The sequence below is a fragment of the Bhargavaea ullalensis genome (assembly GCF_042432615.1).
In the GTDB taxonomy this organism is placed as follows: Bacteria; Bacillota; Bacilli; order Bacillales_A; family Planococcaceae; genus Bhargavaea; species Bhargavaea ullalensis.
This window is the reverse complement of record NZ_JBHLWY010000018.1, coordinates 21,034-42,916: the sequence shown is the minus strand read 5'-3', so window position 1 is coordinate 42,916 and position 21,883 is coordinate 21,034. Positions and strand designations below refer to the sequence as shown.

Annotated in this window: 20 protein-coding genes; 6 read left to right on the top strand and 14 right to left on the bottom strand. The window is 54.6% G+C overall.

The window, feature by feature from the left end; all coding sequences use genetic code 11:
* Positions 1–74 precede the first annotated feature (74 nt).
* A complete protein-coding gene (sda, locus tag ACFFIY_RS04590; RefSeq protein ID WP_354195940.1) occupies positions 75–203 on the bottom strand; it encodes a sporulation histidine kinase inhibitor Sda in 129 nt (42 codons plus the stop codon).
* Positions 204–544: 341 nt separating this feature from the next.
* On the opposite strand from sda, the gene ACFFIY_RS04585 reads away from it, so the two are divergent.
* Positions 545–1,678, top strand: coding sequence for a M20 family metallopeptidase (locus ACFFIY_RS04585; RefSeq protein WP_354195855.1), 1,134 nt, complete (start codon positions 545–547; stop codon positions 1,676–1,678).
* A gap of 160 nt (positions 1,679–1,838) precedes the next feature.
* Here the strand turns inward: ACFFIY_RS04585 and ACFFIY_RS04580 are convergent, their stop codons facing one another.
* The 5 genes from ACFFIY_RS04580 to ACFFIY_RS04560 all read right to left on the bottom strand — a co-directional run bounded on the left by ACFFIY_RS04580 (position 1,839) and on the right by ACFFIY_RS04560 (position 6,172).
* A complete protein-coding gene (locus ACFFIY_RS04580) occupies positions 1,839–2,807 on the bottom strand; it encodes a proline dehydrogenase family protein (protein ID WP_354195857.1) in 969 nt (322 codons plus the stop codon).
* A gap of 162 nt (positions 2,808–2,969) precedes the next feature.
* Positions 2,970–4,352, bottom strand: coding sequence for an NADP-specific glutamate dehydrogenase (gene gdhA, locus ACFFIY_RS04575; RefSeq protein ID WP_354195859.1), 1,383 nt, complete (start codon positions 4,350–4,352; stop codon positions 2,970–2,972).
* Between the two features lie 198 nt (positions 4,353–4,550).
* Positions 4,551–5,195: a YfbR-like 5'-deoxynucleotidase gene (locus ACFFIY_RS04570; RefSeq protein WP_354195861.1), complete on the bottom strand. Its 645-nt coding sequence runs from the start codon at positions 5,193–5,195 to the stop codon at positions 4,551–4,553.
* Between the two features lie 71 nt (positions 5,196–5,266).
* Entirely contained in the window at positions 5,267–5,593 is a 327-nt protein-coding gene (locus ACFFIY_RS04565) for a YflT domain-containing protein (RefSeq protein ID WP_354195863.1), read from the bottom strand.
* A gap of 66 nt (positions 5,594–5,659) precedes the next feature.
* Positions 5,660–6,172: a sigma-70 family RNA polymerase sigma factor gene (locus ACFFIY_RS04560; RefSeq protein ID WP_354195864.1), complete on the bottom strand. Its 513-nt coding sequence runs from the start codon at positions 6,170–6,172 to the stop codon at positions 5,660–5,662.
* Positions 6,173–6,483: 311 nt separating this feature from the next.
* Here ACFFIY_RS04560 and ACFFIY_RS04555 point away from each other — a divergent pair, with 311 nt between their 5' ends.
* Both ACFFIY_RS04555 and ACFFIY_RS04550 read left to right on the top strand, forming a co-directional pair.
* Positions 6,484–7,002 carry a cupin domain-containing protein gene (locus ACFFIY_RS04555; RefSeq protein WP_354195942.1) on the top strand — a complete coding sequence of 173 codons (519 nt, stop codon included), beginning with the start codon at positions 6,484–6,486 and terminating at the stop codon, positions 7,000–7,002.
* Positions 7,003–7,364: 362 nt separating this feature from the next.
* Positions 7,365–8,048: a hypothetical protein gene (locus ACFFIY_RS04550; protein WP_354195866.1), complete on the top strand. Its 684-nt coding sequence runs from the start codon at positions 7,365–7,367 to the stop codon at positions 8,046–8,048.
* 60 nt (positions 8,049–8,108) lie between these two features.
* Here ACFFIY_RS04550 and ACFFIY_RS04545 read toward each other — a convergent pair whose 3' ends face one another.
* From ACFFIY_RS04545 to ACFFIY_RS04530, 4 genes are all read right to left on the bottom strand, one after another.
* On the bottom strand, positions 8,109–9,401 hold the full coding sequence (locus tag ACFFIY_RS04545; RefSeq protein WP_354195868.1) for a GTPase family protein: 1,293 nt from the start codon (positions 9,399–9,401) through the stop codon (positions 8,109–8,111).
* 913 nt (positions 9,402–10,314) lie between these two features.
* Positions 10,315–10,731, bottom strand: coding sequence for a pyridoxamine 5'-phosphate oxidase family protein (locus tag ACFFIY_RS04540; protein ID WP_354195870.1), 417 nt, complete (start codon positions 10,729–10,731; stop codon positions 10,315–10,317).
* A 69-nt stretch (positions 10,732–10,800) separates the two neighbouring features.
* Positions 10,801–12,258, bottom strand: a complete 1,458-nt coding sequence (locus ACFFIY_RS04535) for an alanine/glycine:cation symporter family protein (RefSeq protein WP_354195872.1) — start codon at positions 12,256–12,258, stop codon at positions 10,801–10,803.
* A gap of 288 nt (positions 12,259–12,546) precedes the next feature.
* Positions 12,547–15,084, bottom strand: a complete 2,538-nt coding sequence (locus ACFFIY_RS04530; protein WP_354195874.1) for a bifunctional 2',3'-cyclic-nucleotide 2'-phosphodiesterase/3'-nucleotidase — start codon at positions 15,082–15,084, stop codon at positions 12,547–12,549.
* A 450-nt stretch (positions 15,085–15,534) separates the two neighbouring features.
* Between ACFFIY_RS04530 and ACFFIY_RS04525 the strand changes: the two genes are divergently transcribed.
* Positions 15,535–16,011 carry a hypothetical protein gene (locus ACFFIY_RS04525; protein WP_354195876.1) on the top strand — a complete coding sequence of 159 codons (477 nt, stop codon included), beginning with the start codon at positions 15,535–15,537 and terminating at the stop codon, positions 16,009–16,011.
* Positions 16,012–16,058: 47 nt separating this feature from the next.
* A complete protein-coding gene (locus tag ACFFIY_RS04520; protein WP_354195878.1) occupies positions 16,059–16,778 on the top strand; it encodes a hypothetical protein in 720 nt (239 codons plus the stop codon).
* A gap of 47 nt (positions 16,779–16,825) precedes the next feature.
* Here ACFFIY_RS04520 and ACFFIY_RS04515 read toward each other — a convergent pair whose 3' ends face one another.
* From ACFFIY_RS04515 to ACFFIY_RS04500, 4 genes are all read right to left on the bottom strand, one after another.
* Positions 16,826–17,485 (bottom strand): HAD family hydrolase, encoded by a 660-nt coding sequence (locus ACFFIY_RS04515; protein WP_354195879.1) that lies wholly within the window; start codon positions 17,483–17,485, stop codon positions 16,826–16,828.
* A 30-nt stretch (positions 17,486–17,515) separates the two neighbouring features.
* Positions 17,516–17,878 carry an SCP2 sterol-binding domain-containing protein gene (locus tag ACFFIY_RS04510; protein WP_354195881.1) on the bottom strand — a complete coding sequence of 121 codons (363 nt, stop codon included), beginning with the start codon at positions 17,876–17,878 and terminating at the stop codon, positions 17,516–17,518.
* An 85-nt stretch (positions 17,879–17,963) separates the two neighbouring features.
* Positions 17,964–19,178: a DUF819 family protein gene (locus tag ACFFIY_RS04505; RefSeq protein WP_354195883.1), complete on the bottom strand. Its 1,215-nt coding sequence runs from the start codon at positions 19,176–19,178 to the stop codon at positions 17,964–17,966.
* Positions 19,179–19,294: 116 nt separating this feature from the next.
* Positions 19,295–20,233: a collagen-like protein gene (locus ACFFIY_RS04500; RefSeq protein ID WP_354195885.1), complete on the bottom strand. Its 939-nt coding sequence runs from the start codon at positions 20,231–20,233 to the stop codon at positions 19,295–19,297.
* A 186-nt stretch (positions 20,234–20,419) separates the two neighbouring features.
* Between ACFFIY_RS04500 and ACFFIY_RS04495 the strand changes: the two genes are divergently transcribed.
* A complete protein-coding gene (locus ACFFIY_RS04495) occupies positions 20,420–21,538 on the top strand; it encodes a mandelate racemase/muconate lactonizing enzyme family protein (protein WP_354195887.1) in 1,119 nt (372 codons plus the stop codon).
* Positions 21,539–21,883: the final 345 nt, after the last annotated feature.

Here is a 21,883-nt window from a genome sequence, read left to right as displayed (position 1 = left end):
GAAGCGGGCCGGCTGTTATGCCGGTCCGCTTTAATCAAGAAAAATAAAAAAGAGCGCCAGGGAGGCGCTTCCGGTTAAAATGCTGCCTCTCCGGTGAGGGAGCGCCGCATCATCTCTTTTTCCAGCAGGTTGATAAAGCATTGATTCATTCCATGAGCGATAGCGGTGATATAAGTTTCAAACAGTTGATCGTCCGTCAGCATGTTCACAGCTCTCACCTCCGCGAAAGGATTCTTGCCTTCTTGCAAGTTCTACTTTATCAGACAATGTGGAAGGGAACAATCGTTCCGTTATCCACAAAAATCAGTGGATAACCTGTGGATGGTTTGTGTAAACCGCTCCGATGCTATTGATTAACGGTGTGGACAGTGTGGGTGAAGTTATCCACAGAGTCTGGATAAGTCGAATTTTGTCGAAAGATTTTCCTGACCGGCAAGTGGTCCCGGCCCGTTTGTCCACATAAAATGAGGGTTGCACGCCGTGGAAGCAACGCCGAGTGTTAAAATGAACAGGGAACCAACTCAAGAAAACGGGAGGGAATGGGATGAACGAATTTCTGCAGGCAAGAGAGGAAGAGATGCTCGGGCTGCTGGAGCAGCTTGTCAACATCGACTCCGGATCCCGCAACAAACAGGGGATCGACCAGATTGGGGAGATTCTGAAGGAAGAGTACATAGCACTCGGTTTTGATGTGCAGACGATCGAAGAGGAGATCCAGGGGAATCACCTCGTCATCCGTCATCCGGATGCAAAAGAGCCGGAAATCCTGATTGTTGCCCATATGGACACCGTGTTCCGCGATGGTACGGCGGCGGTACGTCCTTTTTCTATCGTCGACGGCGTTGCGCACGGCCCCGGCGTGGTGGACATGAAGGCGAGCCTCGTCTCTCTGTTATTCGCGGTGAAGGCCCTTTCGGATTCCGGCCGGCCGGGAATCGAGAATATTGAAATCCTGCTGACGAGCGACGAGGAAATCGGCTCGATCACCGCACGTCCGCTCATCGAAGCGCACACCGAAGGGAAAAAAGCCGCACTGATCATGGAGCCGGCCCGAAAAGACGGCTCTCTCGTCAGCGGACGCAAGGGCGGAGGCGACTACGCCATCCGGGTGCACGGCGTCGCGGCACATTCCGGCATCGAACCGGAAAAGGGGAGAAGCGCGGTCGAAGAGCTTGCCCATAAAATCATCAAGCTCCACGCGCTGACAGATCCTGAAGAAGGCATCACGGTCAACGTCGGCATCATTGAAGGCGGGGACGCCACGAATGTCGTCACGCCGGAAGCGGTCGCCTGGGTGGACATCCGGACGACCAAACTTTCACAGGCAGATCTGCTTGACCGCAAAATCCGGGAAATCTGTGCCGTGCCGGACGTGGAAGGCACGACGATCACCGTCGAAGGCTCTATCGACCGCCCGCCGATGGAACGCACCGAGGGAACGGCACGGCTCGTTGAACTCATCAAAGGCATCGGCAAGGACATCGGCATCGATGTGACCGACACAAAAACGGGCGGAGGCGGAGATGCTTCCTATACATCCGCGGCCGGTGTCCCGACCATCGACGGACTCGGCCCGGTCGGCGGCAACGCCCACCGCGATGACGAATATATGGAAGTCGCCACATTCGTCCCGCGCTGCCGTCTGCTTGCCGAAACGATCGCCAAGCTGTCGGAGTGAGGCGGAGGGAGGCTGTGTTTCGCCTTTCTTAACATTCGCGGGTGTATGCTTAACATTCAGCGCGTATTTCTTAACATTCAGGCCGCTTTGCTTAACATTCGCTCAAAACCACAAAAAAACCGTCGCACCGGAAACACCGGGCGGCGGTTTTTGAACAGAATTATTTACGTTTCGTCAGGCGGCCGAGCAGGAATGCACAGGCGGCAAGTCCGATGACGGCATTCGTCTTCGGCGTGAACACTTGCTTCGCGACCAGGTTCAGGTTCTGCGGGCGCTCGGCGAGACGGCGCATGAAGTAGCCGAACCAGTCATTGCCGAACGGCACGTAAGTCGTGAAGTTGTAGCCTTCGGATGCGAGCTTGAGCTGCAGGTCTTTGCGGAAGCCGTACAGCATCTGGAATTCGAACTTGTCGCGCGGAACGTCGTGCTCCACGACGAACTTCTTCACATGGTCGATGATTTTGTCGTCATGCGTTGCGATCGATGTAAACTTCCCGTTGAGAAGGTGGTATTCGATCAGCTCGATGTAGTTGCGGTCGATGTCCGCTTTGTCGGTGTACGCATACTCGGCAGGTTCCTTGTAGGCGCCTTTGACGAGGCGGAGACGGAAGTCTTTGTATTTGCGGACGTCTTCTTCGGCGCGGTAGAAGTACGCCTGGATGACAGTGCCGACATTATCATAGTTTTTGTGCAGCTCATCCAGCAGGTCGAATGAAGGCTGGAGGCGTGCATGGTCTTCCATGTCGATGTTGATGAAGATGTCATGCTCTGCGGCAGCGGCAACAATTTCCTCCAGGTTTTCAAAGCAGAATTCCCGGTCGATGTCGAGGCCGAGCTGGGATGGCTTCAGCGAAATGTGTGCGTCGACGCCGTTTTCGTGGATGGCGCGGATCACGTCAAGAATCTGTTCCTTCGCCATGACGGCTTCATCGCGTTCATAAACGAATTCGCCGAGATTATCGACGGTTGCAGAGATACCGTGTGCGTTGAGTTCACGAATCGTCTGGATCGTCTCAGGAAGGTTCGTCCCGGCGACGACGGTTTGCGCGCCGAGCTTTAGGCCATATTTCTTTGCGGCCGTGTTCAGCAACTGATTCTGGGAAAGACCGATGAAAAGTTCTTTGAGCATTTCAAGATCTCCTTGCTGGTGGATTTGATTTTATGTGTAAAGTATATCACACCATTCAGGCATAGGAGAGTTTCTGAAATCGGCTGACTATTGGTGCTTTTTGGGGTCGTCGAAGAACGCCGGCCCCTTGATGACGGCCGGCGTTTTGGAGAAGTCATCCATTCAATTCAACCCGTGGGACACCATTCCGTCCGCGACTTTCCGGAAGCCGGCGATGTTGGCGCCGGCCATCAGGTTGCCGGCAAAGCCGTACTGTTCGGCGGTTTCCACACAGTTTCGGTGGATTTCCTGCATCACAAGGTGTAGCTTCTCGTCAACTTCCTCTTCAGTCCAGGAATAGCGCATGCTGTTTTGGGACATCTCCATTGCGGAAACGGCGACGCCGCCGGCATTGGCGGCTTTGGCCGGACCGAACAGGATGCCGTTTTCGATGAACCGGTCGATCGCTTCCTGGTCGCACGGCATGTTGGCGCCTTCCGCGACGGCAATCACGCCGTTCTCGATGAGCCGTGCGGCTGCCTCTTCGCTCAGTTCGTTCTGAGTTGCGCACGGAAGGGCCAGATCGCACGGAAGCGTCCAGATTCCTTCGCAACCTTCCATGTAAGTGGCTTCCGGATGGAAATCAAGATAGTCCTTGATCCGCCGGCGCTCGACCTCCTTCAGCTGCTTCACAGTGTCGAGGTTGATGCCTGATGGGTCGTGGATGAAACCGTTGGAATCGCTGCACGCGATGACGTCCGCCCCAAACTCGATCGCTTTTTCCATCGCGTAGATCGACACATTCCCGGATCCGGACACGATGGTCTGCTTGCCTTCAAGGCTGTGGCCGTTGTTCGCCAGCATTTCCGCCGTGAAATAGACGAGTCCGTAGCCGGTCGCCTCCTTGCGGCCGAGGCTGCCGCCGTTTGCCGGATCCTTGCCGGTGAAGACACCCGCCTCATAGGCGTTTCGTAGCCGCTTATACTGTCCGAACATATAGCCGATTTCCCGCTTGCCGACACCGATGTCGCCGGCGGGGACGTCGGTATCCGGACCGATGTGCTTCCAGAGTTCATTGATGAAGCTCTGGCAGAAGCGCATGATTTCCCGGTCGGATTTTCCTTTCGGGTCAAAGTCGGCTCCGCCTTTTCCTCCGCCGATCGGCAGGCCGGTGAGGGCATTTTTAAAGATCTGTTCGAAGCCGAGGAATTTGATGATGCTGTCGTTGACTGATGGATGGAAACGGATCCCGCCTTTGTAAGGCCCGAGCGTGCTGTTGTACTGCACCCGGTAGCCGCGGTTCACGTGCACTTTCCCGCTATCGTCTTCCCACGTCACCCGGAAGGAAATGACCCGTTCAGGCTCGACGATCCGTTCCAGAATGCCATCACGGATATATTCCGGATGCTGTGCGAAGACGGGGCGGAGGGAGTCGAAGATTTCACGGACGGCCTGAAGGAATTCTTTCTGTCCGGGATTCCGGCGCTTCACAAGCTCGTAAACGTGGTGGACATAGTCATTGGCCGTCCGGCGGGTGTCTTCCATGGCGTCTCGTGTGATTTGCATGGTGCATCTTCCTTTCCCTTTAGGAAATAAAAAAGGAACCACCAGGGGATCCTTCCTGTTTCCATTGTGATCTCGTTATCGCAGAATACGAATCGGATTTCATAATTATACATCAATTCGCAAGGAGGCACAATATAGAATATTCGAATAGTTGAAAAGGAGATACACATACAGTCAATCTTTCGCCACAAAGGCCGCTCAGCCGGCAGGGTTTTCAGGGTTTTCAAGAATCCGGAGCGTCAGGCTTTTCACGTCGACTGCGGTCTTTTCCTTGATGACGTCCTGGACGATTACATCGCGGAAGTAGTCGACACTTGTCCTGAGCGGCATGGCAAGGATCTTTTTCAGCGCAATTTCATACATCTGCACAAAATCCGGCTCGGTGTTGCCGCGTTTGAGCTCGGCGTAGGCTTCGTAAAACTGGTCAAGCTTGTCGGCGAGCTCCAACAGTCGGCCTTCCAGTGTGCCGTCTTTTCCTTCCTTCATCCGGTGGAAAAAGATGTCCTGGAATTCCCCGGGGATTTCGCGGTGGATGAACTTCTCCATCATCTTTTCCTCGACGGTCGCAAGCATCTGTTTGAGCTCGGGGGAAGAGTGCTTGACCGGTGTTTTGATGTCTCCGATGAATACTTCCGCGAAGTCATGGTTGATCGTCTTTTCATAAAGTGATTTCCAGTTGATGGAGGCCCCGTTCATTTCCTCGAGTGTGGCGAAAAACATCGCATACTGGGAAACTTTCCAAGAGTGGGCTGCGACATTATGTTCTTCAAATTTGAATTTACCCGGTGCACGGATGATCCGTTCCAAGTCGTTCATGCTGGCGAAAAAAGTGTGGATGCCCATTGGCAGTCCCCTTTCCATTGTTTGTTTTTGAATAGTAAAAAGCGCCGCCAGCTGCGGGCGGCGCTTTAACATTACGCATTGTCCTGTGCGACCAGAACGAGTTTGCCTTCATCCAATACTTTTTCGTATTGGTCGGCTTCCTGTGTGGAAAGGCCGACGCCTTCGAATTCGGAACGAAGCTCATCGCCGCGCTTGGCGACGAAGTTTTTCATCGTCTGGAAGAAGCCGGTTTCGCCGATGCCCGGCGTTTCGACGTCCAGCGCCTTCGCAAGGTCATCTTCGCGCTCTTCGTAGTGCGCAAACAGATAAATGTCATCTTTGTCATAGCCCTGATTCACAAGCTTCTCGATTTCATCACGTGCCTGCACACCGTTTTCGACTGATAGAATTTTAACCATTCAAGAATCCCTCCTGTTTGAGTTCATGCTTATCTTTACCCGGCCGTCAGAGGGATAAACGCCGTTTCAAGCCCAGTGGTCTTCACACCCCGTCATCCGGTTTCGGAGTTTCCGGAGTAGCCGTTCGCGCCTTTTTTTGACGCCCGACACGGAAATCCCCTCGAGGCGGGCAATTTCTGCCTGGGACAGCCGCAGTTCAAACAGCCGGTGCAGGAAAAGGCGTTCAGCTTCATCCAGCCCGGAAACGGCCAGGCGGAGCGCATCCATCCGCGGGTCGCCGTGCTCTGCGCCCGGCGCATCGGCCCATCCCGCCAGGCGCTCGAGCGTTTCTCCTTCGACCGCCGTGAACGACTCACCGTAGCGCGATTCTTTTTTTAATTCGTCCAGCATCGCCCCGCGGATGGTCCGATGGGCGAACGGCGCAAAGTGGCCGCGGGACGGATCATATTTTCCAAGTGCCGTCCACAGCGCAAGTCGTGCCGCCTGTCGGAAATTCTCGTGGTCGCGGCGGATATGAAGCAGACGCAGCATCGACGAAATCATCGGTTCGTATTGTAGAAGCGTTTCTTCCGTTTTCATAGTGAGGGCCTTTCCGGCCGTGCACGGTTCCTTTGAATTCCCGGGTGACTTGATCGTAACCCGCGGCGGTGGGAGGGGCGAACGGCCGTTTCGGCGCACTGACCCTTCAAATCATCGGTTCGCATACTGTGTTCCGGCCGAATGGATGTGCGGAACCGGTCCGTTCCGAGGCGAAAGTGACGAAAGCCATCGATTTGCAAGAAAAGACGCGGACCGGCAGACGTGCATGCGGTTCCGGCGGTTATCTCTTTGTGAGGCGGGTAGAGGATAAAGTGAATGAAAAATTCCGCTGGAAAGGGATGAAGGCAAACATGGACGTGCAGGTGCGATCGTTTTTCCTGAAGGACGACGGGCGGGTGCCGAACAATCCGGACTTGCCGGTCATTTTCTATCAGAATGCGTATGACGGGGATCCGGGGCCGGGGCCGGACTCGATCCGCGGCTCCTTCTCCGGCCACGGCTGGACGAACAGTTGGGAAGGGGACGTTTTTGACTATCATCATTACCACACGAACACACACGAAGTGCTCGGCGTCGTGAGAGGGACGGCCGAGATCCTCCTCGGCGGAGATGCGGGCGAGCGGCTTGAATTGAAGCCGGGGGACGTGGTGCTGCTGCCGGCGGGCACGGCCCACAAGAAACTGGAGTCATCGGACGATTTTCAAGTGGTCGGCGCTTATCCGGACGGCATGGAGCCGGACCTGAAAGAGCGCGACCCCGCTGAAAAGGCGGCGGCGAAAAACACGATCTCCAACGTGCCGGTCCCTGAACAGGATCCGGTGTTCGGCGACGACGAACAAAGCCCGATGTTCCATAAGTGGATCAAATGACAAAGAAGCCCGCAGCGCCGGATCCAACGGCCGTTGCGGGCTTTGATTGTGGTGACAGGAGGGGGAAGATGACTCCGGCTCGAACCGGAAGCTTCATGAATCCACTCACTCCGCCAACGCACTCACTCCATTGCCCGATGAATCCCCACGCTGCGCAAGCACCACGGTTTGTGTCCGGGAACTCTATCAAAAGTGGCGCGAGTGGCGCAAGTTTGGACCTGAGTGGCGCAAGTTGGGCTCCGAGTGGCGCAAGTTTGAGCGCGAGTGGCGCAAGTTTCAACCCGAGTGGCGCAAGTTGGCGTTGCGGGCGTGAAAGAGGGGAGCCAATCCCGTATAATTGAAGAAAGAAAGGGGGGAGCGACATGGACGAACGGGAAAACCGGGCAACGGGACTGGCTGCCGGACCGTATCCGGACTGGCCGGAGGCCGGGGGATGGCTGGCCCGCCGGAAGCGCCGTGAGGAATTGCTCGATTATTATTATCCGAAGGGCCAGTTCGAGAAGGAGGCCCGGCGTGAGATGAAGACGGTGCTCGCAGAATTCGAGGAGCGTTTCCGGAAATGGTACCCGTCGCTCCCCGACCCGGATTTCATTCAGCTCTACAGGGACAAGCCGGCATACCATGCGCGCAAGGAAGATGTGCGGCACGCGGTCCGGCTCTACCGGGCCAAGGGCATCGGCTGGGGAAAGCTCCAAAAGATCCAGGAGGCGCTCGACCTGTATTATTTGATGGAGGCACAATCGGCGTATTTCAAGCGGGAAGTCGACAAGGCGGCGAACGCCCAGAAGTGGATCGGTGAAGATCATTTCAGCGGCTTCTTCCCGGAAGTGGCCGACGCAATGCAGGACCGGCTGAAAGGGCTCGTCCGGAGCGGGTTCGACACTCTGCTGAAACTTCAGGAACAGCAGAACCAGGCCGAAGCGACGGTGAAGCGTCTCGCCGCCGGCAAAGGGGATCTGTGGGCGCGGGCCGCGGAACTTGCCGGAGACCTGCTGCTTTACCCGCTCAAGCAAATCGGCAAGGGGAGCAACGGAAAGAGGCACTGACCGGCACTGAAATAAAATGACCCCCCGTCCGCTCTGTGCAGACGGGGGGTCTTCTTGGATTCATTCATTTTCCTGCTGTTCGTCATATTCGCGCCGGGCATCTTCCACGACCTGCCGAAGCTGGTCTTCCGGAACACCGCGCAAGTAGTAGGCGACGGCGGCTTTGCCGATCGCGTAAGTACCGCCGCTCGCAATTCCGGCGCTGATCGCAGAACCGGCGCCGGGGAAGAGGAGATTGGCGAATTTGCTTCCCTGCTGGGCGATCATTCGGAGCGTGAAGCCGGTTGCCCCGATGCCGCCGAGCGACACGAGCAGCTCCCGGGCCGTTCGGAATTCCAGTTCCCTTCCAGACAGATAGGCGATGATCATCAGAAGGATCGATTGCAGGGTCAGGAGGACGGCGATGTCCGTTGCAATGATCGGACTGAGGGCGACCGTCGCGCTGAGTGCAGAGAAGATCTTGATGAACCGCTCAGAGATCCGCATGGCGACCCGGTTCAGGCGGACGGTGAGCCCAAGGTGGATCGCCGCCCGCACGTCCAGATTCTCTTCCAAAAAATCCAGCAGTTCCTCGATTCCGCGCCGGCCGTCAAACGCGATCCTCGGTCCGCCGCCGTCTTCTTCTGGACGCTCCCATTCAATATAGGAAGACACCGGCAGGATGGCCGTCGCTTCCAGCCCGTGCTCATCGAAGATCCGTGCGAGCTGTGCCTTTTTCTCGCTGATCAGGTTCAATTTTTCAACCGGATAGCCATCCGGTTCTTTGATTCTCGACGGATTCAGCTCATCGATATGGGTGAGGATCGCGACGAGCGGCAGATCTCCGCCTGTCTTGTCCATCAGTTTTTTCGTCGCGATGACGTCTTTGTCGATATGGCCGCGCTCTGTCGCTTTCTGCAAAAACAGCAGGGCATCCGGCCGGAATTCCCGGACGACTTCGGTGAGTTCATCTTCCGCTTTCGTGTTGAATGTTTCCGACTCGCCGATCCCGCGTGTGTCGATCACTTCGAAATACACCTGTCCGTCGGCTTCATATGTGAATTTTCGGGCTTCCTTCGTCCCGATCTCCACGTCGCTCACTTCCGCAAGATACTTGCCGCTCATCGCGTTGACGAGGCTGCTTTTTCCGACGCCGGTCCGTCCGACGAGGACAAACCGCGGCGGACGCGGATTTTTCAACCCTTCCAGCAGATCGCCGAGGTCCTCATCATCCGTGATGGCCTCGATCAGCTTCTTGCGTTGCTTGTCCGACACCAGATTTCCCGGGACCTTCTGCAGCAGATCCTCTATGTAATTGTTCAGATTCCCGATGTGGGTGAGGCGCTTCTGCATTTCTTCAAATTTCGGATTCATTTCCGCCCATCCTCCCGTCCATTCATTTACTCCATTATGTCCCTATACCCGGCAAACGCGCCAACAAGACATGCCGCGACGCAGAACTGACACGGGAACGGTTGTTTTTTGAATTAAAACCTGTGTGGCGGACGCTGTTGTGCTAAGTGCGACGGTTGCTGTAAGTGCGAACTCCCCGCGCTAAGTGCGAAATGGTTGCTGTAAGTGCGAAAACCCTGCTCTAAGTGCGAACCGGTCGCTGTAAGTGCGAACTTCCTGCTCTAAGTGCGAAATGGTTACTGTAAGTGCGAAAACCCTGCTCTAAGTGCGAAATGGTTACTGTAAGTGCGATTTCCTCACTCTAAGTGCGAACCGGTTGCTGTAAGTGCGAACTCCCCGCGCTAAGTGCGAACCGGTTGCTGTAAGTGCGAAAACCCTGCTCTAAGTGCGAAATGGTTACTGTAAGTGCGAACTCCCTGCTCTAAGTGCGAAATGGTTACTGTAAGTGCGATTTCCTCACTCTAAGTGCGAACCGATCCCTGTAAGTGCGAACTCCCCGCGCTAAGTGCGAAATGGTTGCTGTAAGTGCGAAATCCCTGCTCTAAGTGCGAACCGGTCGCTGTAAGTGCGAACTTCCTGCTCTAAGTGCGAAATGGTTACTGTAAGTGCGATTTCCTCACTCTAAGTGCGAACCGATCCCTGTAAGTGCGAACTCCCCGCGCTAAGTGCGAACCGATCCCTGTAAGTGCGAACTCCTCGCGCTAAGTGCGAAACAGTCGCTGGAAGGGCGATTTCCCAGCGTGTTGACCCTGGACGTAGAAGTGTTCATCGCATCCGTGGGTCTTCAATGCACGCTGCCGTTTTGCGGGAAGCAAGATGAACGGGCAACCCGAAAAAACCGCCCCGGCGCGGAAGCACCGGGGCGGCTGGGCCGTCAGGAGAAGTTCACGTCCTGCGGCGGCTGGCCTTTTTTATTCATGACGCGCATTGAGTCGGGTTCGATCTTCAGGATGACGAGGTCCGGGTCGTTTGGACCGTCGAACCAGCCCTTCATCGCATCGTTCCATACTTTGTCGATGAGTCCCTTGTCGTCCGTCACTGAAGCGGATCCGGATATCTCCAGGAATTCATCTCCAAATCCTTCTCCGTCATACCCGATCAAAATATGAGTATGCGGGTTGGCTTCGAGTTCGTCGACTTTGTCGGTCTTCTTCGAGGTGGCCGTATACATCGTGAAGCCGTCGTTGAAGAATGTCATGTAGCGGCTGAACGGCTTGCCGTCCTGGACCGTCGCCATCGTTCCGATCATGCTTTCATCGAGGATCTTCTTCGCTGTTTCTTTTGCGGACATGCTAGCGCCTCCTGTCTGATTCCATTCTCCAGTAATCTTCCCTCCGGAGAGCATGATTAAACGGGGCGGTCACTTGTCCCGGTCTTCGTAGAACACCTTGAAGTCCGGGTCGACGGTTCCGATGTTCAGGTAGCGGGCTTTGTAATCCCGCAGCAGGGCAAAGAACTTCTTGCTCAGGAACAGGAGCACGACCAGGTTGATGAACGTCGGGATGGCCGTCGTGATGTCCGCGAAATACCAGACATATTTGCCCGGCAGCTGATAAAACACCGCATAGATGACGAGCAGCAGGCCGGGAAGCGGATAGATCCATTTGAACAGGAACAAAATCCGGTTTTTTGCCTGGATGCTGCGGTCGGTCGAGAAGATGTGGCGCAGAAGAACTTCATAATACGTATACCAGCCGGTTGTGGTGGTGAGCCCGAACAGGAAGACAGACACCGTGATGATGTAGCGGCCGGCAGACCCCACGCCTTCCTCGAATGCCGCGAGCGTCAGGGTGGCGCCGTCGAGCCCGGTTGACCAGACGCCGGTCACAATGATGGTCAGTGCCGTAATCGAACAGATGATGATTGTGTCGATGAATACCTCGGCAGCGCCCCACAGCCCTTGTTTGACCGGGTGGCTGGTTTTCGCGGTGGAATGGATCATCGGGGAAGTTCCCCATCCGGCCTCGTTGCTGTAGACCGCGCGGGCAACGCCCATCTGGATGACTTGTGCAATCGCAGCTCCCGTAAATCCGCCGACAGCGGCCATGCCGGTGAAGGCACTGTTAAAAATCATCTTGAAAACCGGAATGATTTCAGAGGCGTTTGAGAAAATGATGAACAGCCCCGCCAGCAGGTAAAACGCGCACATGAATGGAATAATCTTCGAAGCGGTTTCGCCGATCCGCTTGATCCCGCCGAGAATGATGATGTAAATGCCAATCACATAAATGAGGGCGGACGGGATAAGTCCGAAACCGAATGTCGAATCAATCGCCTCGGCGACCGTATAGTTTTGAAGCGTGATGAAGAAGGTTGCGAAAATGCCGAAGCCGAACAGGATGGCGGGGATTTTCCACCATTTGATGTTGTGCTCCTCGCCGAGTCCTTTTTGCATGTAGTACGTCGGACCGCCGTACGGGTCCCCTTTTTCGTCAGAGTTCCGGTAATGCACGGCAAGCGTGACTTCAACCATTTTGGTCATCATTGAAAACAGGGCAGTGAGCCACATCCAGAAAACCGCTCCCGGTCCGCCGACCGCGATCGCCGTCGCCACGCCGCCGATGTTTCCGACGCCGACGCTGCCGCCGATGGCAGTTGCTACAGCCTGGAACGGTGTGAGAATGCCTTTCTCCGATTCTGATTCCTTGCGGTCCTTCTTGGAAAATACTTTGCCGAATGTAGCCTTAAAGATATGTGGCAAGTGTGTGATCTGGAACACCTTACTGCCGACCGTAAAATAAAGTGCCACGAACAATACCGTAAAGATGAGCGGCAACCCCCAGAGCCACCCGACGATCTTTTCCAAAATCTGCTCCATTCTGCCTTCCCCCTTTGTCTCCTTCAGTTATCCGCTTTGTCTTGGGTGCCTGCATTCTATGGCGAATGATTCTCCCGCATAATTGTTTTCGGGATTAGACAATATAATAGCGTTCTTTCGACAAGAAAGGTAACGTTAATTGAATTATCAAAACAAATAGGTATTAAGTCATGGGTTCGCGCCCCAAAAAGCACCCCGGTCGCCTGGGCGAGGGGTGCAAGAGTGGTACATATGGGGGGACTGCCGGGATGGCGGAGAATTGAAAAGCCCCCGGCGGAAACTGTTTCTTTACTTCGTCATATAAAGCGAAATGACTTTGGCGGCGTGGGCGCGCTTGGCCTGCCCTTTCGGATTGAAGTGGCTGCTTGGTTCGCCGGTCATAAAACCGAGTTCATAGGCGATGCTCACTTCTTCTTTGAACCAAGGCGCAACTTTGTCGAAGTCCGGATAATCCGGCGTTTTCGTGGCTTCGTGTTCCTTGCCGGTCTTGACGTTATAAGCCCGGACGATCATGGCCGCCATCTGTTCGCGGCTGATCGGAACGGCAGAGCCGAAGGTTTCCGGTGTCTTGACGGTGATGCCTTTTTCGATGGCAATGGCGAGTTCCTCGTTGAACGGTTTCGTGCCGTCACTCAGGCCGAGCGAGCGGACCGTCATCGACATGAACTGTCCGCGTGTGATCTGTTTTTCGGGCTTGAACGTGCCGTCCGGATAGCCGGTGATGACTTTCATCGAAGATAGATGGTCGATGTATTCTTTCGCCCAATGCTTGGTGCTGACATCGGTGAACGACTTGACCGGTTCTGGAGCGGGGATTTTCTTGCCGCTCAGGTCGATCTTGAAAATGCCGAATCCGTCTTTGTCTTTCTCGCCCGTGTAAGTGATGTTGCCCGATTCTTTCGCGAACTTTTCCGCAACCGGGCTGGAGATGAACGTCACGTTCGGATTGCCTTCGAGCGGTGCGATTGACCAGTTGCTGTCGGCGGAAGGATTGATCTCGCCTTGGTCTTTGATATAGTCCATCAGTGCCTGGCGATTCTCGTCTGCAGAATCAACGATGAGCGGGGCACCGTCGATATGCGGGAAGTATCCGCCGCCGCTCTGACGATAGTTGTTCATGACCACGACGAATTCCTGATCATCCGCGACCGGCTTGCCTTCAAACTTCAGGTCCACTACGCGTGATGAATCCGGATTGGTGGTTTTTCCGCCGGTGTCATATTTTGCGGGTTTCGTTACATCGATCTGATAGGTGACGCCGTCCACGACATCAAAGTTGTAGGAACGGAAGTCCGGATTGAGCAGCGGCTGCTCTTTGTCAGATGACGGATCGATTGTATTGAAGTTCGCGGCAGAACGGTCGATGTAATCACGCAGCTGGCTGCCGGTAAGGAGGATCGCCTTCAGCGTATTGTCGTGGAGATAAAGGTCGCCTGCACTCCGGATCGTCAGATCGCCTGCCGGGATATCGGTGTATTCGGTCACGCCGTTGCGGCCGCCCGCTTTGAACGGAGCACCGACAGAGAGGATCGGTGTGTTTTTGTACTCGGGCTTGTTGAGCTCGATGAACTTTTTCGCATAGGCTTTCTGGGCTTCCGTCACGATTTGGATGGACGGATCGTCCTGGACGAGTGAGAAGTAGCTGTGGATCGGCGCAGTCGTCGTGCCGAGCTTCCGGTTTGTGTATTCCACAACTTTTTCATGTTCAGCCTGCAAAGCTTTCTTGAGTTCAGCGTCTTCCTCAAAGTCGGTGACCGGCTGGACTTTGGACTGTCCGTCGGCCACTTTCCAGCCGTCGGTGTCCGGTTTGATGGTCAGGTCAATTACGCCGAGAAACGCACCGCCGTATCCTGCTTCCACGGCAGGCACACCGTTGATCGTTCCCTTCTCTGCATCAATGGAAACGACCGGCTTGTCGCCGTCCATGAACTTGGAGGCCAGTGCAGCACCCTCCTCGGCCGGGAATACATCATGCCCGTGACCGAAGGCGATGGCATCAATGCCGTCCACCAGGCTGAGCGGCAGTACCGCGTTTTCTTCAAGCGGGTTATCGGACCCTGCATCGGCGTCAAAGCCGGAATGGGTGAGTGCGATGACGATGTCCGCGCCTTTTTCCTTCATCTCAGGAACATATTTTTCGGCGGATTCAATGATGCCTTTTGTGACGACTTTGCCATCGAGGTGGCCCTTGTCCCACATCGTGATCTGCGGCGGCACAAAGCCGATATAGCCGATTTTGATCGTCTGTTCTTTGCCGGATTCATCGGTCACGACTTTGTCCTGGATGTCGTATGGCCTGAACATGAGCTCATCATTGTCAGGATTGTCGTCCCCGTCGTCCTTGTAAACGTTCGCGCTCAAGTACGGGAAGTCCGCCTTGCCGTACGTCTTCGCCTGGAAGTCGAGGCCGTAGTTAAACTCGTGATTGCCGAGCGTGACAGCGTCATACTTCATGGCGTTGAATGCCCGGATCACCGGGTGCACGCCGTCTTCGTCAACCGGATCGACCGTTGCGAAATAGGTGCCGAGCGGGGTTCCCTGAATCGTGTCGCCTCCGTCAACGAGGACGGAGTTCTTCACTTCGCCGCGCGCCTTTTCAACGGCAGAAGCCACTTTCAACAGACCGATTTTTTCGTTGACCGTCCCCTTGTAATAATCATAGCTGAACACATTCGAGTGGGTGTCTGAAGTCTCGAGAATGCGCAGTTTGATCGTGCTGTCTTGCTGAGGAGCGGCAGCGGATGCAGGGGCAACCGTTCCGAGGAGCATGCCCGCGGAAAGGAGAAGCGAACCGGCGGCCGGAACAACTTTTTTCTTATGTTTCAATGTATTTCCTCCCGTCAAAATATTCCTATCAATAATAGTTTATCATGCTGCTTTCAACGGTTCTATAGCAGGTTTCAGTTTTGTGGAAGGCGCTCAACTATATTAGAATTAATTCGCTCAGGAAGGATCGTTGATGGACAAAGATTTGGGTGATTCAATGAAGGAGGGGACCTTTTTTGCTTCAAGAAAAAGATGTCATTGTTTTAAGGAAACCGTTTGAATCGGGGCGGCAGAGTCCAAAAGCATTGGGGGGATCCTTTTCCTTTTTGCATTTTTCCATGCAGGCCTGTTTGCATTAGAATATTACGTGGCGGCGGATCGAACGATCCATCCCATAAAGAGCAGATTCTGATAACGCATTTTTGGATTACGGTTTTCCTTTCTGTATCGGCATTGGTGTTTTCCTTGCCGCCCGTTTATAAGAAAGCAGAGCGCCTTCAGTATTTAATCTTGATCAGTCAGAACACAGCAGGCGCCATCCTTCCGATCAGTGCGCTCTTCATCATGGGAAATGAACGTTCAAATGCCACGGCTTCTTCCACTTTGACTGCCACATGGGTGGTGCTTTTTGCGGGTTCGCTTATTTTTGCGTTGACGGCCATTCGCTTTTGGAAAAAGCTTGCTAGAGGTGACTATAGGGAAGGCACAAAGGCGGACAGACAGAGGAAAGCTTTGGAGTATAGATCTTTTGCACCAATAGCCACAGTTGCCGGACTTGGTCTATTCTTTGTTTTGCAATACATGATCAGAATGTCGGGTTGGGCAAGCTTGGAAGACATGATTTTAATTGTGATCGGCATCGGTGTTTTCTTTGCGATGATGTTTGTACTGCCGGAACAACTGTTTATCCTTTACTGCAAGTATCGCTTTAACAGCTTCAACTTTAATGAATCCGGCAGTCTGAATCGATTAAAGGAGATTAACTGAGCGCGTTGACAGATTCGGCTCGGTGTACGGGAAGGAGGCAATAGCTTTTGCTACAAGAGAAAGATGTTTACGTCTTTAGAAAACCGCTTGAATCCGGCAGGCAAAGTCCGCAGAATCTCGCCGGAAACATGGTGATGGCAGCATTTCTTCAGGCAGGTATGTTTGCTGGAGAATATTTCATATTGGGATATACGTCCAATCATCCTTGGAAGGAGCAGATTTTGACGCTTCATTTCTGGTTCACTTCCATTTTGATTTCCCTCTCGCTGCTCTATTCAATTCCTGCCGTGTACAGGAAAAGCGAGAAAGTGCAATACCTTGTCAGCATTCTGGTTTCTCAGAACCTGTTCGGCATCACGTTTTATCTTTGTGCGCTTTTCGTTGCTGCTGAAGGGGCAGGCGTTCCTGATCATTCGATGGTGGCCTTCACGTTGACCAGCCTGTTGACGGGTTTGCTTGTGTTTTTCCTGGTTTTATTGAGACTGATCCTGAAAATCCGGCGGGGGGATTACCGCGAAGGAGGCCGTCAAGATATGTGGCGGGAGACGTTCGAGTACAAAAGCTATGTTCCTGCCGCAACCGCAGCAGGATTGGGGATCTTTTTCATCCTTCAATACGTGATCAGACAAAATGGATGGACGGATCTTGGCAGTCTCGGCTTCCTTGTGATTGGCTTCGGGCTGTTTTATGCGATGATGTTTGTCCTGCCGGAGCAATTGGTCATCTTTTATTGCAAGTTCCGGTTCTCCGAATTTCATTTGACATAACAAAAAAACGAGGCACTCCTGCATCCTGCAGGGTGCCTCGTTGCCGTTCATTCGATAATTTCCCAGCCGCGCCCGGACGCGGTCTGCCGGAGCGCCTCCTCCGGCCGGACGGCAACCGGATGGCCGGTGAGTTCCAGCACGGAAAGATCGGACAGGGTATCGCCGTAAGCCGAGCTTTCGGACCAGTCGACCTCTGCAACGCCCAGTGTTTCCAGGATCCGTTCGTTTTTCCGTTCGGCCCGGATGTGGCGGATCGGCTCATTGCCGAACCGGCCGTCCTTGTACGGAATCTCGGTGCCGATCACGTCGTCCACGGGCAGGTCCTTCACGATTTCCTTCAATAGCGGGGTGAAGGCGCCGGAAACAAGCATGACGCGGTCGCCTGCATCCGCGTGTTCACGGACACGACGCTCGATCTCCGGATTGAATCCGCTGCGCATGTCGGCTGCCATGCCGCGGAAATAATCATCGAGCTCTTCTGCGGGAAAGCCGTTGAACGGCGACAGGTAATGCTGCATGGATTTCTCGCGCATGACCGGGGAGGGGACGAGTTTCAGCTTGTATCCGGTGTAGACGGGCAGGATTCGGCGGAAGAACTTGCCGTAAAGCCGGCCATATGCGGGATGGTGCTTCAGGTGTTTCATCATGAAGCCGAATGTTTCACCCTTGTATAGAGTGCCGTCAAAGTCAAAAATGGCCACGCGCATGTCGGTCACGCTCCTTTCCAGATCCGTCAGTCAGCCCGAGAAGTCGTATTCTTTGAGGAGTTGTTCAAGTTTCAGCGCAAAGCCGACGTTGCCCTTCACTTTCAGCTTGCCGGTCATGAAGGCGGCCATGCTGTTCAAGTCACCGGTGAGCAGTTTCCGGAAGTGCTTGCCGCCGAGTTCGAGCGTGCAGGCCGCCTCTTCCGGGCTTCCTTGTACGATTTCTGCCTGACCGTGGTCTAGATGAAGCTGCCAACGGCCGCGCTCGTTCTTGCCGTCCACGACAAACTCGTAACGGATGTCCTGATCCTTGTACGGCTCCGGATGGGCATCCAGTTTCTTTTTGATGAGCGACCAGATTTCTTCGAGCGTAAGTCCGTCAAGCGGATTCCCCATAGTGCAACCCCCTAAAGTCAAATAAAAATGAATCATTATTCATTCTATGGGGAACTGGGGGTTTTGGCAATACTCGGCAAGCGAGTCAGCCGAGACCCGCGAAAATGTTGCCGACAATCGTGCCGATGTAGTTGCCGATAATATAGCCCATCGTCCCGACGAGCATGACCGGGACAATCAGATTTTTCCAGCCTTTGGCGATTGCCATCGCGGCTGCCGTCGTTGGTCCGCCGATGTTGGCGTTGCTCGCAACGATGATTTCTTCGAGGCTGAACTTCATCGCCTTGCCGGCCGTGAACGTGACGATCATGTTGAGCAGCACGATGATGAAGACGAAGATGAGCAGCAGGGGCGCATTTTGGATCAGAAGCGGGAGCGATGCCGGCACGCCGATCACGACGAAGAAAATATAAATTAGATACGTCCCGATCTCCTGCGCGCCGTGCAGGCTGTCGAAGAACTTCGGCAGGAGCGTCACGACCGTGACCGTTATTGTTGTCAGCATGAGGTACTTGTCCCCGAGCAGACCGCCGAGCAGCAGCCAGCCGGCGCCTTCGTCCGGAATGACGGAGCCGAACAGTTCCGCGATTTTAAAGGAGACCGCGACGATCAGGAATGCGCTCCCGACGGATAGCGCGATGTCCTTGAGTGAAATATCTTTTCGCTGCCAATAAGAAGCGGCGAGCGTCTCGGCGTCTTTGTCTGCGGACGATTCGACTTCATCGATATGTGGGGTCGGGAATTTTTTTCTGAAAAACCCGATGCCGGGAATGGCGATGAGGACGAAAAAGTAAATCGCCATCATGAGGTTGTCTGCGACGATTGTCGACGAGATCATGCCTTCGCTCGTCTCGAATTTGGCGGACAGCGCGGCGAAGTTGACCCCGCCGCCTATGTATGAACCGGTCATCATCGCCCCGATCCGGTCCAGTTCCGGGATGAAGCGGTGAAGGGCAAAGAACGCCGCAAACACTCCGACAACCGTCCCGATGGAAGAAATGAGGAAGAGCATAAGCAGACGGCCGCTTTCATTCCAGACTCTTTTTAAGTTTGCCTGATAGAGGAGAAGCGGGATGGCAAGGGGGATGACATAGCCCCAGACCACATCGTAGGCGGGCGCCTCCACCGGGATGATTTTCAGGTTGGAGAGGATGAGCGCCCCGACCAACGCGATGATGGCGCCAGAAACTTTCGACGCCCATGCGTATTTCTGTTCGAGCCAAATGCTGACGGCGGCCCACCCGGCGAGAAACGCCCAGAGCAGCCACGTATCCTCCGGTTTGATGAGTGTGGAATCCATGGGAACCCTCCTTTTTGAATAGTATATAAGAGTTTTGGACCTCTTGGGCGGTATAAGGGGGAATGGGGCCAATTAATTCAAAAAGGGCTACCGCATGGACGACAGCCCTTTTTAGATCAGACAGCTGGAAGAGAGGCAAGTTTTTTGAATGTGATGGAAGCATTCACGACATTCAGCTTACCGCCGGACTGAACGACCAGATCGACTTGGTTTGACTCTGAAGTGTTGTTGCGCAGTGTCACCACATCGTTGTTTTGCAAAGCAAGGATCAGCAACCCCACTGTTTCGGCATTGCCGGACTGGATGCCGTACCTGGACTCAGGGACGGCCGAGTCATTTACAAAAAGGGTCCACTGTTGCGGATTCCCGCCGGTAACCGTGTAGATAATCTCGTAGATGCCGCCGCTTTTAACAATGATGTCTGTGCTCCCGGATGTGTGGGTGAACCCTGAAGACATTGGTCCATTGTTGCTGAAACTAACTTTTTCTTCCTGAGGAATTCTTTGGGCACCAACATTATAGATATACGCATATTCGGCAATCCCGCCGGAAGGTCCCGGAGGCCCCTGATCACCGGTGTCGCCCTTGTCGCCTTTGTCGCCTTTGAGTCCCGGAGGCCCCTGATCACCGGTGTCGCCCTTGTCGCCTTTGTCGCCTTTGAGTCCCGGAGGCCCCTGATCACCGGTGTCGCCTTTGTCGCCTTTGTCGCCTTTGGGTCCCGGAGGCCCCTGGTCACCGGTGTCGCCTTTGTCGCCCTTGTCGCCTTTGAGTCCCGGAGGCCCCTGATCACCGGTGTCGCCCTTGTCGCCTTTGTCGCCTTTGGGTCCCGGAGGCCCCTGGTCACCGGTGTCGCCTTTGTCGCCCTTCGGTCCCTGGGTCCCGGTGTATCCCCGCGGTCCCCGCGGTCCCTGTGCGCCATCATCCCCGGGTTCTCCTGGAGGGCCTGGCGGTCCCTGAATCCCCCTTGGTCCACGGGGTCCGCGGCAACATTTTTTACAGTTGCATTCCGGATCTTTCTTTCCATATCCTGAGCAACCACAATTTTTTCTGTTCAAATTTACACCCCCTAATGGTCAGTCTATGTTTCGGTTTCGCAGAGGAGAGGGCGGAGGCCTCGTGCCAGGATGTAGAACTCAATTCGAGAATTAAATCATTTATTTTACCTTGTGTTTATTGCATTGATTTAATAACAGCTACCGGATAGACTGAATTAAGAAAACGTTTCGGAAAGAAGGGGCAAAATGAATATCATCCGTGCAACCATCCATGCAGTCCGTTTCCCGCTCAGGGAGCCGTTCATCATCTCATATGCAACCTATCCAGATATGCCGGCGGTCATCGTGAAGCTTGAAACCGACACGGGGCTCACCGGTTACGGGGAAGCCGTTCCCGACGAGCACGTGACCGGAGAGTATTTCCTCTCGGCGTTTGAAGTGCTGAAGGAGATCCTGATTCCGGCCGTGCTCGGCGAAAATCCCTTCAACATCGAAAAAATCCACGGGAAGATGGACGAGGCGATCTGGGGGAACCCCGCCGCCAAAGCAGCCATCGACATTGCCTGCTATGACCTGATGGGCAAGGCGACGGGGCAGCCGGTTTACAATCTTCTCGGCGGCCGGGCTCATGAGAAACTTGAATATCCGCGCGTCCTCAGCATCGAGTCACCTGAAATCATGGCGGAAAAAGCGGTCAAGGCCGTGAAAGACGGTTACTCATCGCTCAAGCTGAAAGTCGGAAAAGGGGAGCCGATGGAAGACGTCGCCCGGATCAAAGCGGTCCGCAAGGCGGTCGGTCCGGAGTTCCCGATCCGCGTTGATGTGAACCAGGGCTGGAAAACGCCGGGCATCGCGGCAGCGGCCATCCGCGAGCTTGAAGGGGAGAACCTGAACTGGATCGAGCAGCCGATCCGGATGGGGGACATCCGCGGTCTCGCCGATGTCCGCAGAAAAGTGGCCGTGCCGGTCATGGCGGACGAAACACTCCACGGCATGGAAGAACTGCATGAAATTGTACGGCTTGAAGCGGCGGATGTGCTGAACATCAAGCTCATGAAAACGGGCGGAATCTTCCCGGCAATCCATGTCGCCAAGGCGGCAGAGGCGGCGGGGCTCCAGTGCCAGGTCGGTTCGATGGTCGAATCATCGGTCGCGTCCGCCGCAGGCTATCATGTCGTCATGAGCCGGTCGAACATTAAAAGCTCCGAACTGTCCGGGCCTCTTCTCTTCAGCGAAGAAATTGGAAATCTTGAATACCAACTTCCGGAAGTGCTATTGACGGACAAACCGGGCCTTGGCATCGACGTTGACGAAGCCCGGCTGGAGAAGCTCACAGTGAAAAAAGACACCGTTTCATCCAACTAAGACAATCAATCAAGCCGTGCCGGTCGAACGCAGCGACCGGCACGGCTGTTTGAATTGCGGGAAATGGGAGCAGAAGCAGAAAATCGGAGTAAGGAGCGGAAAATCGGAGTAAGGGCTGGAAAATCGGAGTAAGGGCTGGAAAATCGGAGTAAGGGCTGGAAAATCGGAGTAAGGGCTGGAAAATCGGAGTAAGGGCGGGAAAATCGGAGTAAGGGACGGAAAATCGGAGTAAGGGCCACAAATTCGGAGCAAGTGACACAAATTCGGAGTAAGGAATAGGAATCCGCGGTCTCGGATCCCTACGAGGCCCCGTCCATCCGGCCACGCTCCCGCCTCACACAAAAA